General features: G+C 37.3%; 11 protein-coding genes. 2 read left to right on the top strand and 9 right to left on the bottom strand.

Annotated features, from left to right (window positions below; translation table 11 throughout):
* Nucleotides 1-9: 9 nt before the first annotated feature.
* The 6 genes from odhB to DKG80_RS16855 all read right to left on the bottom strand — a co-directional run bounded on the left by odhB (nt 10) and on the right by DKG80_RS16855 (nt 11,463).
* Nucleotides 10-1,515 carry a 2-oxoglutarate dehydrogenase complex dihydrolipoyllysine-residue succinyltransferase gene (gene odhB / locus DKG80_RS16880; RefSeq protein ID WP_109832548.1) on the bottom strand — a complete coding sequence of 502 codons (1,506 nt, stop codon included), beginning with the start codon at nt 1,513-1,515 and terminating at the stop codon, nt 10-12.
* Nucleotides 1,516-1,553: 38 nt separating this feature from the next.
* Nucleotides 1,554-4,286, bottom strand: coding sequence for a 2-oxoglutarate dehydrogenase E1 component (locus tag DKG80_RS16875; protein WP_109832547.1), 2,733 nt, complete (start codon nt 4,284-4,286; stop codon nt 1,554-1,556).
* Nucleotides 4,287-4,512: 226 nt separating this feature from the next.
* Nucleotides 4,513-5,115, bottom strand: a complete 603-nt coding sequence (locus DKG80_RS16870; RefSeq protein ID WP_109832546.1) for a lipoprotein signal peptidase — start codon at nt 5,113-5,115, stop codon at nt 4,513-4,515.
* Complete coding sequence (gene ileS, locus DKG80_RS16865) at nt 5,115-8,516, bottom strand: isoleucine--tRNA ligase (RefSeq protein ID WP_109832545.1); 3,402 nt, start codon at nt 8,514-8,516, stop codon at nt 5,115-5,117. Before ileS ends, DKG80_RS16870 begins: the two co-directional genes overlap by 1 nt.
* 40 nt (nt 8,517-8,556) lie before the next feature.
* On the bottom strand, nt 8,557-10,968 hold the full coding sequence (locus tag DKG80_RS16860) for an efflux RND transporter permease subunit (protein ID WP_109832544.1): 2,412 nt from the start codon (nt 10,966-10,968) through the stop codon (nt 8,557-8,559).
* Between the two features lie 99 nt (nt 10,969-11,067).
* The gene (locus tag DKG80_RS16855; RefSeq protein WP_109832543.1) at nt 11,068-11,463 is read right to left on the bottom strand and encodes a tellurite resistance TerB family protein; all 396 of its coding nucleotides are present in this window, start codon (nt 11,461-11,463) and stop codon (nt 11,068-11,070) included.
* A gap of 413 nt (nt 11,464-11,876) precedes the next feature.
* On the opposite strand from DKG80_RS16855, the gene DKG80_RS16850 reads away from it, so the two are divergent.
* Nucleotides 11,877-13,079: a sodium:calcium antiporter gene (locus tag DKG80_RS16850; RefSeq protein WP_109832542.1), complete on the top strand. Its 1,203-nt coding sequence runs from the start codon at nt 11,877-11,879 to the stop codon at nt 13,077-13,079.
* A 37-nt stretch (nt 13,080-13,116) separates the two neighbouring features.
* Here the strand turns inward: DKG80_RS16850 and DKG80_RS16845 are convergent, their stop codons facing one another.
* The 3 genes from DKG80_RS16845 to DKG80_RS16835 all read right to left on the bottom strand — a co-directional run bounded on the left by DKG80_RS16845 (nt 13,117) and on the right by DKG80_RS16835 (nt 14,816).
* Nucleotides 13,117-13,773 (bottom strand): TonB family protein, encoded by a 657-nt coding sequence (locus DKG80_RS16845; protein ID WP_109832541.1) that lies wholly within the window; start codon nt 13,771-13,773, stop codon nt 13,117-13,119.
* A 231-nt stretch (nt 13,774-14,004) separates the two neighbouring features.
* Nucleotides 14,005-14,259: a hypothetical protein gene (locus DKG80_RS16840; protein ID WP_109832540.1), complete on the bottom strand. Its 255-nt coding sequence runs from the start codon at nt 14,257-14,259 to the stop codon at nt 14,005-14,007.
* Nucleotides 14,256-14,816 carry an RNA polymerase sigma factor gene (locus DKG80_RS16835; protein WP_109832539.1) on the bottom strand — a complete coding sequence of 187 codons (561 nt, stop codon included), beginning with the start codon at nt 14,814-14,816 and terminating at the stop codon, nt 14,256-14,258. Before DKG80_RS16835 ends, DKG80_RS16840 begins: the two co-directional genes overlap by 4 nt.
* A gap of 73 nt (nt 14,817-14,889) precedes the next feature.
* Between DKG80_RS16835 and DKG80_RS16830 the strand changes: the two genes are divergently transcribed.
* Nucleotides 14,890-15,519: a 5-formyltetrahydrofolate cyclo-ligase gene (locus DKG80_RS16830; protein WP_162555936.1), complete on the top strand. Its 630-nt coding sequence runs from the start codon at nt 14,890-14,892 to the stop codon at nt 15,517-15,519.
* Nucleotides 15,520-15,521: the final 2 nt, after the last annotated feature.

Raw genomic sequence — 15,521 nt, 5'->3', positions numbered from 1 at the left:
AATACTGGTTTAGATCCCTAACATCAATCTAGCTGGATCCTCTAGTAATTGCTTTATTCTTACCAAGAAGCTAACAGACTCTCTACCATCAATAATTCTATGGTCATATGATAATGCTAAGTACATAATTGGTCTGATCTCTACTTGCCCATTAATCGCAACAGGTCTCTCAACGATGTTATGCATACCAAGTATAGCCGACTGTGGAGCATTAATAATAGGAGTTGACAACATAGAACCGAATATACCTCCATTGGTAATCGTAAAAGTTCCTCCTTGCATTTCTTCCATGCTGAGTTTATTGTCTCTGGCCTTCTTCGCTAATCTAACTACCTCACTTTCGATTTGATTGAAAGACATAGATTCTGCATTTCTTATTACTGGAACTACCAATCCTTTAGGAGCAGATACCGCAATAGAAACATCACAAAAGTCATTGGTCACCATTTCATTTCCATCAATGAAAGCATTAACTGCTGGCCACTCTTGTAGAGCCATGGTAGAAGCTTTAATAAAGAAAGACATGAATCCTAAGTTCACTTCGTATTTCTCTTTGAAAGACTCTTTATATTTCTTTCTCAAATCCATGATTGGTTTCATATCTACTTCATTGAAAGTAGTCAACATAGCTGTCTCATTTTTCACAGCGACCAATCTTCTCGCTACAGTTTTTCTCATTGGAGAAAGCTTCTTGCGAGTAGTTTCTCTTGAGATACCAGCAAATACAGGTGCAGCAGGTGAAGGAGCAGCGGCAGCAGGTTTAGCGGCTGGAGCAGGCTTTTGTGCTGCAAGAGCATCTTCTTTAGTGATTCTTCCATCTTTACCAGTTCCTTTGATACCAGTAGCATCAATTCCTTTTTCAGCTAGAATTTTAGCTGCTGCTGGTGATGGATGCCCAGCGGCATACCCATCTGTACTTTCAGATGTGGTAGACTCAGAAGATGAAGTAGTACTAGTTTCGATTGGTGTTCCACCTTCCATCACATCGATACTAGCAATGATGGCCCCGATAGAAACAGTATTACCCTCTTCTTCTTTGATCCTTAATATACCTGAAGAAGTAGCTGGAAATTCGAATGTAGCTTTATCAGATTCAATCTCACAAATTTCTTCATCCATGTTGACAAAGTCTCCATCTTGCTTTAGCCAAGTTCCTATAGTGACTTCAGAAATAGACTCCCCAACTGGAGTAATAATTTGATCAGCCTTTTCTCCAGTAGCTTTTGGTTCTACAGAAGATGGCGTTTCAACGACAGGGGTTACTATAGGAGTAGATGCATTAGCCGAAGTATCTATTTGAGCAATTACGGCTCCTATTTCTACAGTCTCTCCTTCTTCAACTAGTATTTTCAATGTACCGGCTGCCTCAGCTGGAAATTCCTGAGTAGCCTTATCTGTTTCAAGCTCTACGAAGATTTCGTCTAACTCTACATATTCTCCGTGACCTTTGATCCATTGTGATATAGTCACTTCAGTTACTGACTCACCAACAGCTGGTATTTTAACGTCAATCATTTTTTTATTATTTGAATATTTTGAATCTGATTAATGAATTAAGAGAAAGATTTTTCAATGATTTCTTCTTGCTCTTGTTTGTGGACTTTAGCGTATCCAGTGGCTGGAGATGCAGCAGACTTTCTAGAGATTACATCCTTCTTCACTTCTCTGAATGATCTCAAAATGAATGACCATGCTCCCATGTTCTCTGGCTCCTCTTGTACCCAATGAACCGTATCAACTTTGTATTTATCCAGCTCAGCCATAACCTGCTTCTTAGGGAATGGGTGTAATTGCTCCATTCTAATGATGGCTACATCATCACGTTTGTCCTTCTGTTGCTTATCCAATAAATCAAAATATACCTTACCAGTACACAGCAACACTTTTTTCACTTTCTTAGGATCAACATAATCATCGCCGATTACTTCTTGAAACCTTCCGTTTGTGAATTCATCTAATTTAGAAACTACTAATGGGTGTCTAAATAAGGACTTAGGAGACATCAAAATACATGGCATTCTGAATGGCATAGCTAACTGTCTTCTAATCATATGAAAATAGTTAGACGGCTTTGTCAAATTGCAGATATACATGTTATTACCAGATGCCAACTGTAGGTATCTCTCAGGACGAGCATTCGAATGCTCAGGCCCCTGACCTTCATATCCGTGAGGTAATAAAAGAACCAAACCGTTCATTCTCTTCCACTTAGTGTAAGAACAAGAAATGAATTGGTCAATCATTACTTGAGCACCGTTGGCGAAATCTCCAAACTGTGCTTCCCAGATAACTACCGCGTTTGGATCTGCCATTGCATAACCAAATTCAAACCCCATGCATCCGAACTCTGATAAGTGAGAGTTGTAGATTTTAAATGGAGTCTGGTACTTATCAACATGATCTAAGAAGCTGTAAGCCTCGTTAGTATTCATGTCTTTTACTACTGCATGTCTATGAGAGAAAGTACCTCTTCTTGTATCCTGTCCAGAGATTCTTACGTCTTTCTTTTCGAGAAGTAATGAACCATATGCTAACAACTCAGCAGAAGCCCAGTTCAGTTCTTTTTTGTCAAAGAACATCTCTTTTCTCTGCTTCATTACTTTCTCAATTTGCTTAATAGGTTTGAAGCCTTCAGGTACTTGAGATAAAGCAGTTCCAACTTTCTCTATAAAATCTTCCGGAATTGACGTATCAGGAGATTGATCAAAATCTGATGGTTTTGATAATCTCATCTGAGAAAACTCTTTTTCAGACTGCTGAAGGGTATAAGGTAATTTTTCTTGCTTGACCTGATTCAATCTATCTTGAAGCAGTGCTTTAAACTCCTTATCCATATTAGCCACCAAACCAGCTTCTACCTCTCCTTTGCTGATCAAATACTGGCTATAGACCTCTCTAGGGTTCGCGTGCTTAGATATGATATTATAAAGAGATGGCTGAGTGAATTTTGGTTCATCAGATTCATTATGCCCGTGACGTCGGTAACATACCATATCTACGAAAATGTCTCTATGGAAAGTTTGTCTCCATTCCGCCGCCAATTTCATGCAGTAAACAACTGCTTCCGGATTGTCCCCATTTACATGAAGTACTGGGCAGTCAACCGTTTTTGCTAGATCCGTACAATAAATAGAAGATCTGGCTTCCTCAAAGTCAGTTGTAAAACCAACTTGGTTGTTAATCACAAAATGGATCGTTCCCCCTGTCTGATATGCCTCAAGTTTAGACATTTGAATTAACTCATATCCAATACCCTGACCTGCCACAGCAGCATCACCATGAATCAGAATCGGCATACATTTCTTCGGGTTGTCTTCGTATAGGTTATCAATCTTCGCCCTTACGAATCCTTCAACAACTGGATTTACAGCCTCAAGGTGAGATGGATTAGGAGCAAGTTTTAGATTTACTTTATTTCCTTCTGGAGTCACTACTTCAGATGAGAATCCCATGTGGTACTTAACATCACCGTCTCCCATCGTCATCTCTGGAGTTACAACTCCTTCAAATTCGTTGAAGACTTGATCATAAGTCTTACCCATGATATTTACCAAGACATTTAAACGGCCTCTATGAGCCATGCCAATCACAACTTCTTCCACCCCTAGTTCTGCTGACTTATTAATCAATGCATCCAGTGCAGGAATAGTAGTCTCACCTCCTTCTAATGAGAATCTTTTTTGACCGAGATATTTAGTATGAAGAAAGTTTTCGAATACTACAGCCTCATTTAGTTTAGATAGGATTTGCTTCTTTTCTGCGATTGGAGGATTGAAGTTCAGAGCGTCCTTTTCAATTTTTTGTTTGAACCATTCCAATCTATCTGGATGTCGAATGTACATATACTCAAATCCTATATTTCCTTCATAGCAATCTGTAAGGAAATCAACAATTCTTTTGAGCGTAGTTCTTCCAAGTCCTAACTCTTTTCCTCCTTCGAACTCAGTATCAAGGTCAGATTTACTTAGTCCAAAATCTTCAAGCTCAAGTAGGGCCTTTCTATCTTTTCTTTTTCTTACAGGATTTGTGGTTGATCTAAGGTGGCCTCTGGATCTAAAAGCGTGAATCAATTTGCTAACCGCTATTTCCTTACTAGAAACAGGGGCACTAGATGATGCCACAGTGTCTCCTTCTCCATTTTCTCCATACTTGGCTAGTGAGAACTCATAACCTTCGAAAAATCTCTGCCAAGTAATATCTACGGATTGTGGATCTTCTTTGTAGGATTGGTACATATCATCAATGGCACTCACGTCAGCATTGGCGATATAACTAAATTTGTCCATCTATACTCTCTTTTAGTAATGCGAAGACAAATGTATGTTAATAGTTTTTCAATTAAAAACCGTATAAACGGTTACAAGAATTACGTAGTTGCTAGTGCGATTACCCTTGTTTAAACATTCTCTTACAGAATGAATTAGCAGCCTAACTTATCTCTATAAAATAGAAAAGCTTCCTTAAAATTTTGAGGAAGCTTTTCTATTTCAAGATCTAAATGTTTTTGACTAATTAAGAAGTAGTTTCCGCTACTTCTTCTACAAAGAACTTCTTTTGAAATATCAAGATCGCGAATACACCGCAAAAAATAGAAGCATCTGCCACATTAAAGACCGGCCATAAAGACATGTATCGTCCTCCCATCCCAGGAATCCAATCTGGAAGTCTGCCTTCCCAAATATCAAAATAGAACATATCTACAACCTGACCATTGAACCATGGAGTAGGCGCGTCATAAGGAGCATTGTCCAGCCAAATGCCATAGAAGGTAGAGTCCACTACGTTTCCAATAGCCCCGCCAAGAATCATAGCGATACATACCAATAATCCAGGATGTGCTCCTCTTTTGATCATATTCAATAAGTAATAGCTAATACCTACCATCGCGACTAGTCTAAAAAGAGTTAGGAATAACTTGCCGTACTGTGATCCAAACTTCATTCCAAAAGCCATCCCTGGATTGGTCAAGTAATGAAGCTTGAAAAATTCTCCAAGGATTTTTATCTGTCCACTTACACCCATATCCATATTGTAATGAACCAGCATCTTTACTACTTGGTCCAATATGATCACTCCAATAGCGATTCCGAAATATTTAATGATCTTGTTATTCATTAGTTCACTTCGATTTTGACCTGAATTTTCAGATCGTCGATATCCAATTCTTCACCATCTGCTAAGTTATCTACTACCAACAGATTGTTTGCTTGTGTTTCTATACACAAATACTCTTCAAATTGCTTGACTGATTCCGTCACTATAGAATCTTCGCTTGAGATCTGAATTTTGATTCGGTCTTGTACTTCAAGACCATTATCTTTTCTTAAGTTCTGCACTCTATTAACAATATCTCTAGCGATACCTTCCTTCTTGAGGTCATCAGTTATATTAATATCTAGAGCTACGGTCAATCCTCCTTCACTGGCTACCAACCATCCAGGAATATCCTCTGAAGCGATTAAAACGTCTTCTAGAGTTAACTCAATAATAGTATCTCCTAAATCAAGAGCGTACTTATTTTCTTTCTCTATCTGAGAAATGTCATCAGCAGAAAACCCTGCAATGGCCTTAGAAATATCTTTCATTCTAGGTCCATATTGCTTACCAAGCTTTTTAAAGTTTGGTTTGATAGATTTAACTAGAACCCCAGAAGTATCATCGATTAATTCTACAGCCTTAATATTCACCTCCGTCAGAATAAGTTCTTCTACAGCCTTTACTCGATCAACTGTATTCTCATTCATCACTGGAATCATGATTTTAGAAAGCGGCTGTCTTACTTTAAGTTTCTCTTTCTTTCTCAATGAATGAACCAATGAAGAAACCTTTTGAGCCATTTCCATTCTTGCCTCTAATTCTTCATCAATTAGTGATTCATCAGCCTCTGGAAACTTAGATAAATGGACAGAATCATGTTCTTCTTGCCCTGAAACTTCATTTAGATGCCCATAAACTTTATCCAAAAAGAAAGGCGCTATCGGAGCTCCTAGTTTAGCAACTGTCAGTAAACAGGTGTAAAGTGATTGATAAGCCGACTTTTTATCTTCATTATACTCACCTTTCCAAAAACGTTTTCTATTCAGACGAACGTACCAATTGCTCAAATCGTCAATTACAAAATCTTGAATTAGCCTAGCCGCTTTAGTAGGTTCATAATCATTGAAAGCGTCATCAACCTTTTTTGTCAAGCTATTAAGCTTACTGATGATCCATCGATCACTCTCTGTTCTTTTCTCGATTGGAATTGCCTGCTCCTTGAAGTCAAAACCATCCAAATTGGCATAAAGAGCAAAGAAATTATAAGTATTGAAGAATGTTCCAAAAAACCTTCTCTGAACCTCTGCAACTCCTTCTAAATCAAACTTCAAATTGTCCCAAGGATTGGCATTAGAGATCATATACCAACGTGTAGCATCAGGACCATATTTAGAAAGAGTCGTAAATGGATCAACCGCATTACCTAGCCTTTTGGACATTTTCTGTCCGTTCTTGTCTAAGACGAGTCCATTAGAAACTACATTTTTATAGGCAACACCATCAAACACCATAGTGGCGATCGCGTGTAATGTGTAGAACCAACCTCTTGTCTGATCTACACCTTCTGCTATGAAATCAGCTGTTTTCAGTCCGTCATCAACTGCTTCTTTATTTTCAAAAGGATAGTGCCATTGAGCATATGGCATTGATCCAGAATCAAACCAAACATCAATTAAGTCTGATTCTCGTCTCATTGGCTTGCCAGTTTCTGATACCAATGTGATCTGATCTACAATGTTTTTATGCAGATCTACTTTATCATAATTTTCTTCTGACATGTCCCCCACTACAAAGTCCGAATAGATATCACTATCCATGAAACCTGCAGCAATAGACTTTTGAATTTCTTCTTTTAGTTCTGCCAAAGAACCAATCATTTTTAATTCTTTGCCATCTTCTGACTTCCAAATTGGCAATGGAATACCCCAATAACGAGATCGAGATAGGTTCCAATCATTAGCATTTTGAAGCCAATTTCCAAAACGACCTGTACCTGTAGATTCTGGTTTCCAATTGATAGTTGTATTTAAATCGTACATTCTATCATTCTTATCAGTCACTTTTATGAACCAAGAATCTAAAGGGTAGTACAAAATAGGCTTATCAGTTCTCCAGCAATGTGGGTAACTGTGCACATATTTTTCAACTTTAAATGCTTTATTTTCTTCTTTTAGACGAATAGCTATCTGTACATCTACTGATTTGTCTGGGGCTTCGCCTTCATTGTAATATTCATTCTTGACATACATTCCAGCAAATTCACCTACCTCTGGTCTAAAACGACCTTGCAAGTCTACCAATGGAACTAGATTATCATCTTCGTCTTTGACTAACATCGGAGGAATCTCTGGCTTTGCCTGCTTGGCAGCCATCGCATCATCTGCTCCAAAAGTAGGTGCCGTATGCACAATTCCAGTGCCGTCTTCAGTGGTTACGAAATCACCTCCGATTACTCGAAATGCATTTTCAGAATTTTCATATGGCAATGCAAAGGGAAGTAATTGCTCATATCTGATTCCGATTAAGTCAGCACCTTTACATTCAGTGGCTATATAATACGGGATCTGTTTATCCCCTTTTGAATAGCTATCTAGTTCTGCAACACCTTCTACCTGATTGAATTTCTTACCCGCAAATTGTTTCGCAACTAAAGACTTAGCCAAAACAACCTGAATTGGTTCGAATGTATATTGATTAAAAGTCTTCACGACTACATAGTCGATCTTAGGCCCAACTGTTAGAGCTGTATTACTTGGCAAAGTCCAAGGTGTGGTTGTCCATGCTAATAGATACAGATCCTCGGATATATTCAAACTAGAGGGAACAGTCTCTGGAATGGCTTTAAACTGACCAATAACTGTAGTATCTGTTACATCTTGATATGCCCCTGGTTGATTGACTTCATTTGAGCTTAGACCAGTACCTGCTTTTGGAGAATAAGGTTGTATAGAATATCCTTTGTATATAAGGCCTTTGTCAAAAATCTGCTTTAACAACCACCATACACTTTCCATGTATTTAGGCTTGTAGGTGATATATGGATCTTTCATATCCACCCAGTAACCCATCTTTTCAGTAAGGTCGTTCCATATGTCAGTATACTTCATGACAGCTTTTCTACAAGCGTCATTATAATCTTCTACACTGATTTTCTTACCAATATCTTCTTTAGTAATTCCAAGCTCTTTTTCTACCCCAAGCTCCACTGGAAGGCCGTGTGTGTCCCAACCTGCCTTTCTTTTAACTTGAAATCCTTTTTGAGTTTTGTATCTACAAAAAATGTCCTTAATCGCTCGTCCCATCACATGATGAATACCTGGAACACCATTCGCCGAAGGAGGACCTTCGAAAAACATAAAAGTCTCTGCACCCTCTTTCTGGTCTACAGACTTATTAAAAATGTCATTTTTCTTCCAAAACTCTAGCACTTCATCCGCTACCTCAGCGTAATTGATGCCTTTATATTCTTTGTATTTCAATGCCTTATCGGAATTTACTTACTTAAATACTATTCAAAATTTAGTTTATCGGCGCTTTTTCCGCCACCTTGATCTGATCTAGATCTATCTCTTCGTCTTCCTCTTCATGATAGAATTCTGGAAACCTCTCAATTAACGGATGGCTATTGACATTTCGCTTTCCACTATCAAACCGTAATAGCAACGACGGCAAAACCGTAAGGTTAGTCAGCATAGCCATCAAAAGAGTAGTACTGGTTAAGGCACCAAGTGCTACTGTACCTCCAAAATCAGATGCTGCAAAAATTACAAAACCAAAGAACAGAATGATCGAAGTATAAATCATACTTGCACCTGTTTCTCTGATACTTCTCGATACCGCTACCGGTACAAAGAAGTTATTGGCAAAGAGTTCTTGCCTATACTTAGCCAAGAAATGAATTGAATCATCTACAGAAATCCCAAAAGCGATGCTAAAAATAAGAGCTGTACTTGGTTTTAGAGGTATGCCTGTTAACCCCATCATTCCTCCAGTGATCATCAATGGAATAATATTCGGTATTAGACATATAACTATCATCTTGAAGTTTTTGAATAATACGCCCATTATAAAAGCGATAATCACAAAAGCAATAACCATACTGGTTATCAAGTTGTCAATCAAAAACTTATTCCCCTTGATAAATAATAAGGTAGTCCCCGTAAGAGAAACATCCATTTTAGTACCTGCAAATACTTCTTCGATCTTAGGCTTGATCACTTCAGTTATTAAATGATCCATTTTAAGTGAACCAATATCTGCCATTTTTAAAGATACTCTCAACTTTTGTCCAGTAGAGTCTACGAACGCTTTTGCCAAATTATCTTCGTCAGACTCTTGCTTTAAATATCTAAAAATAAAATTCTTATCTCTATTGTTCGGAAGACTGTAATAACTCGGCTTATCTTTATAGAAAGCCTGTCGACTAGCTTTTATAAACCCAACAACGGATATAGGCTTTGATATGTGATCTAGAGAGTCCATGAAAGACTCGAATTCATCAATTTTTCTTAAATTTTTGATGTTTTGAACGCCTTTCTTTACCCCAGTATCTACAATAACCTCAAGGGGCATTACTCCACTGAAGTTGTCTTCAAAAAAAAGTAAATCTTGTTTTTCTGAACTTTCTTCAGGTAGATCATCTACCATAAATGATACGGCTTCGATCTTTGAAATCCCAAAAATGCACACTGCAATAATTATTGCTGTGACATTAAACACATAATACTTATGCCTGTGGACTAATAGATCTAGGCTTGTCAGTACTTTATCTAATGGTTTAAACTTTAAATGCTTTAGGTGCCTAGAAGAAGGTGCTTTTATATAGGAAAACACAGCAGGGATCATAATCAAGCTAACCACAAAAGTCACCATGATATTAATACCCGCAACAATGCCAAATTCTTTTAGTACAACTATATCCGTAAATGCCAATACCAAAAAGCCAACAGCTGTGGTAAAATTAGTAATGAACGTTACGATCCCGATCTTACGAATAATTTTTTCAAGGGCTTTCATCTGATCACCATGAGCGTGAAACTCTTGATGATACTTATTGAGCATGTATACAGCATTGGGAATACCTATGACTACAATAATAGGAGGGATCAACCCTGTCAATAGTGTGATCTTAAAACTAAGCAGGGACAAAGTACCCATCACCCAAACCACTATAATTCCTATTATGAAAAGAGGCACTACTACAGCCTTGACCGATCGAAAAAATAAGAAAAGAATAAAACCAGTTACTAATACCGATAGACCCAAGAACATAATAAGTTCTTGCTTAAGCTTATGTGTGTTGGTATATCTTATATATGGTAAACCTGCATATCTAAGATCTATTCCCGTCGCTTCTTCAAAGGCGTATGCAGTATTGAGAATGTCTTCTACTACAACGTCTCTTTTTTTAGAGTTCATCAATGATTGCTCTATGGTAACTAGTAACATACTGGCTCCATTTTCAGAATTCATTAATTGTCCATCATAAAATTTTATACTGGACACGAAATTCATCATGCTATCTAACTCTTCTTGAGTTTTTGGCATCTGAGCAAATATTGGCTCAAGTTCAAAGCGCTTAGACTCTGTATTTTTGACAATCTTCTTGAGGTTGGTGAAACTCAATACATCGTTTACACCACTAATACCTTCTAAAGCATTGGTCATGTAGTTCAGCTTTCTAAAATTGTCTAATTCTAGCAGAGAACTATCATTGACTCCAATGACCATAATATTACCATCTTCACCGAATTCTTGTTTGAACTCTTGGAAGTTAATCATATCTGGATCACTATCGGGCACTACATTAGCCAGCACAAATGACCACTTGACGAACTGGCTTTGATAAGCCATAAACCCCGTCGCAGCAAACACAGCTAGGATGAGGAAAAGTCTATACTTTAATATATAGAGGGAGAGTTTATACCACATTGCTAAAAAATGATCTGCAAAGGTAAGATTTTTATTGAATGATAAATGGACATAAAAAAAGGGGCTAACGGCCCCTAAAACAATTTTTCATGATCCGTATCACGCTTGATACTTCAATACTTTCTTCTTTAATAATTCTCTGTCCGATGTAATAGATGGGTCAGAATAGATTTTTGCTGATAATTCGGCTATTACAGACTTCTTATATCCCAATTTCACAGCCACATCTTCACAATATCTTACTTCACTTAGGAAGATTTCCTTATCAACCTTCATTAGCTGTACTACATTAAATAAATATTCGAATTTTTCATCATCCGACATTTGTGTTACACTTGGCAATGGCTCTGGCTTTTCAAGTAACTCCTCGATCTCAGCTTCACTTAGTCCATTAGCTTTCCCAACCATTAAAATCATGTCTCTTTCATCTTCCGCATAATCATTATCTACTTTAGCAAGACCGATCAGCATACTTAAATGAGGCTTGATATTCATATTCTTGTTTCTTTAAAATTCTGTAGTTCTAAATAAATATAATTTAAAATCTAGGTAAGCGGGATTGAGTGACTAAGATAAAGGTTCTTATTATAATATATAAGCGGAATGACACTATCTAATTGACAAATGACATTACTCTCTTTTATATAAGTGAAACTGTATACTGCTATTTCAACGGTCAATAAAAGGCACTTATAGATACGAATCTATCTATTCATCGAAAAGCCTGTTAGTAAAAGTTGCTCCTTCGCTACTAATAGGCTTAAATCAATATATTTGTGACATTAGCTGTAAATGGGAAAAAACTCTTAATTTAGACGCCAAATCAGCATAAACACTAAATTAGAACTCAAAGGCTAGGAATTGATAGTAGACTAAATCACTGCATTTTTGGCTGAAACCAAATCAATATGGGCATACTTATACCTCTAATTTTAATATCCATTAGCTGTGTAGTGATATGGAGAGCTGGAGATGGATTCATGGCCGCGTCAGAATATATAGGCCGCAACCTCTCTGAAGGTGTTCGAGGGGCTTCTATCAACGCAATCGCTAGTTCTATGCCTGAAGTCTTCACTTCAATATTTTTCTTATTCATTTTAAGCGATAAAGGAGAAGGTTTCTCGGGTGGAATCGGAACCACTGCGGGCAGTGCCATTTTTAACAGTATGGTAATTCCTGCTGTATCTGTTATCGCAGTAATTGGAATCGGTTTAGCCAAAAGAATTAAAGTTTCTAAGAAGGTAATGCTTAGAGATGGAATTGCTCTGATACTTACAGAATTGATATTCTTAATATTGATAAGCGGCTCTTCTTTGGAATGGTACCACGGCCTTATTTTAATGTGCGTATATGTAGTGTACATCAGCTACATGTTCATCTCTATGAACTTCAATAAGAAAAAAGCTGATAATGGTGAAGAAGAAGTTGAACAGGAAGAGGATGAGGATGAAGAAGATGATGAGCCACAGCCATCGTTCTTTAAAAGTCTTATTTCTTTTGACCTAGAAAATATTTTTATTCGAGGGGAAATTAATGGGCCTAAAGCTTGGCCTTTATTGGTTTTCTCTACGCTATCAATAGCAGCTGTTTGTTATTTATTGGTGGTAGCATGTGAATGGATAGGGGCAGCTGAATATACAGTTCCTTACCTCGGAACTTATAACGGCCTAGATATTCCATTAATGTTTGTAGCGTTGATCTTGGCATCTGCTGCATCAAGTTTCCCTGATACTGTGATTTCTATTAAAGATGCTCAGAGAGGACAGTACGATGATGCTATTTCTAATGCACTTGGTAGTAACATATTTGATGTATGTTTCGCACTTGGTTTCCCTCTATTCATCTTTAGTGCACTATATGGTCCAATAGAAATGGCTCCTGAAATAGTGGATCAAAGTAGTGAACTAAGACTTTTATTATTGATCTTAACTATCGTAGCTGTTATTATCTTCACCTCTTCTCAATACATTGGTAAGAAAAAGGCTTTTGTTTTATTAGGTATTTACTTTCTATTCGTAGTATACATTGTGGGTAGAAGTGCCGACAATGTTGTTGCTAACAACATTGCCGACTTTCTAGTAAACACAGTTAGGACATTTAGCATACGCTGACACTAGTTCAACTGAAAAGTTATTGGGACGACCATTCTTACTTTGACTGGTCGTCCTCTTTGTTTTCAGGGTTCCAGTCTGGAGAATTTCTAACCACTCTTACTGCCTCCTCATCGCAGCCTCCTCCTATTCCTTTGATGATTTCTATATCTGTGAGTGAACCATCTCTATCCACCACAAACTGGACAAAGACTCTACCTTCTACCCCCATTCGTTTTGCCAATCGAGGGTATCTCAGCTTTTTAGATATATGATTGTAGAATGAAGAAAATCCACCAATTGGAATAGGGTTTTTCTCTGCAGTAATTAGAATTGTTCCTTCAACTTCCTCTGGCTCTTCATAGCCAATCAAATCATTATCTTCAATTACAGGCTCATCATCTTCCCAGTCTAATTTAATCTCCTCAGCGGCTTCCGTTATCTCTTCACCTTCTTTAATAGTAGGGTTAACAATTTCCTTTTTGATCTCACGCTTAGGTTCAGGAGGCCTTCTTTTAGGTTCATGCACTGTATTCACAGCTACCATATAAGGTTCGTCTTCGATTTCCTCAGCTTCCCAAACTTGAAGCTTTGGCACTTCGGATTTCCAATTAAATGCCGTCACAACTAAGCTTAGTGCTATTACCAGACCTAGACTAAAGAACATACCTCTCTTGTTATCCAGATCGATATCTGGATTTTTTCTTAATTCCATGATTTTAAAAATTGATAGTTAAGATTCAGTAGACTATCTACTGAATTGAATTACATAGAGCCTATGAGACGATTAAACGAAACTCCATTTAGAGGTATCTTTTCGATTAACACGCACTGTCCCAATGGGCTTTTAATTAAGACTGTCCCGGGTATAGTCTATTTTTTTATTTCTATTGAGCCGATTGCTCAATCTGCTTCGCTTATTTCAGTAGTTAACCAAAATGCGCTCCTAAAAGTCTTCTTCAAATACTGTTTCGGACTTTTGACGTTCTATTTCTTTTTTGTTGTCACTGATGCGGGAGATACCCATGATGATCATAGCAATGACCAATCCGATTCCTAACAAGATTGCTAGCAATCTGAGAATTGGGAACTTTGGTTTGTCCTCATTGGTAGCTGAGTACAAACTATCAAAGTTCTTGTGACGCTGAATCTGTCCATGCGTCAACGAATCCCTTCTCAACTTGATCTTATACTTGGTCATTGTTTCGATCTATTATAGTACTCTGCAAACTTCTCCTTCAATTTATTCAATGATCTGTACAATCTCATTTTCACAGTGCTTTCATTCATTTCCATGATAAAAGCAATCTCTTCGAAGGTCTTGTTCTCAAAATATTTGAGCTCAAGAAGCCTAACTTCTTTGTCCTTGAGGGAGGAAATCATTTTACTTAGTAATTTCATTTTTTCCTCTCCATCCTCTAAGTCAGCACATGTCATAAGACTATTGACCTTGTCTGACTCTAGACTTAAGTAAGCTTTCTTTTGATTTCGAAAATGACCGTACACTTCATTATTCGCAATTTTGTACAACCAAGTTCCAAAACCAAACCCTCTGAATTCATATGTCTTTAATGACTTCATAGCATTAAAAAACACCTTTGAAGTCAAATCTGCAGTAAGATCTTCATCATCTGTCTTTCGATAGATGAAATTGAATATCTGATCGAAATAACGATTATACAGAGGTTCGAAGTGCTTAAGGTCTTTCTTCGCAGCTTCTATTTCCTCTATTTCTTTCGATAAGTTTTGATCAGCCATATTCAGACCTTTGCTATTGATTTACTTCTAGAATGTACGGCTTCGTAGATAGTCACATTTAAGATAGATTTTTTTGAAAAAAGAATTGATAACTGATCTTTACCTATTAGTACAACCTCCTCATATGGTAGATAAACAAAAACTAAAGTCCGTATTTCTTCGAAAAAGAAAAACTATCTCAAAAACTGAGTTTGAAAGACGAAATGCTGAAATTTTCTATCATTTCAGTACTTGGCTGGAACGTCATTCGAACATAAAAAACGTTCACTGCTTTCTACCTATTGAGAAGCAAAAAGAAATAGATACTCGCATTTTCATTAAATATTTGAAAGCTCTTGATTTTCAAATTGTGCTTTCGCAAAGTTCTCTTGAGACTAATGATATGACTCATTATTATTTTGAATCAAAAGATCAGTTGGAAGAAAATAAGTGGGGGATCTTAGAACCGACAACTGGCCAGGTCTGTGCATGTGAAGAGATAGATATTGTTCTTGTTCCTCTTGTCGTTTTTGATCGAAATGGTCATCGAATCGGCTATGGCAAGGGATATTATGATAAATTTTTAAATCAATGTAAACCATCTTGTCTGAAAGTAGGGGTAAGTATGGCTCTTCCCTTAGATAAAATCCCTTATGTAGAAGATCATGACATACCGCTCGATGTTTGTATCACTCCTTATGGCATTTATGAATTCGGATCATAACT

This window comes from Reichenbachiella versicolor (genome assembly GCF_003171675.1).
In the GTDB taxonomy this organism is placed as follows: Bacteria; Bacteroidota; Bacteroidia; order Cytophagales; family Cyclobacteriaceae; genus Reichenbachiella; species Reichenbachiella versicolor.
This window is presented reverse-complemented; position numbering and strand designations above follow the sequence as displayed.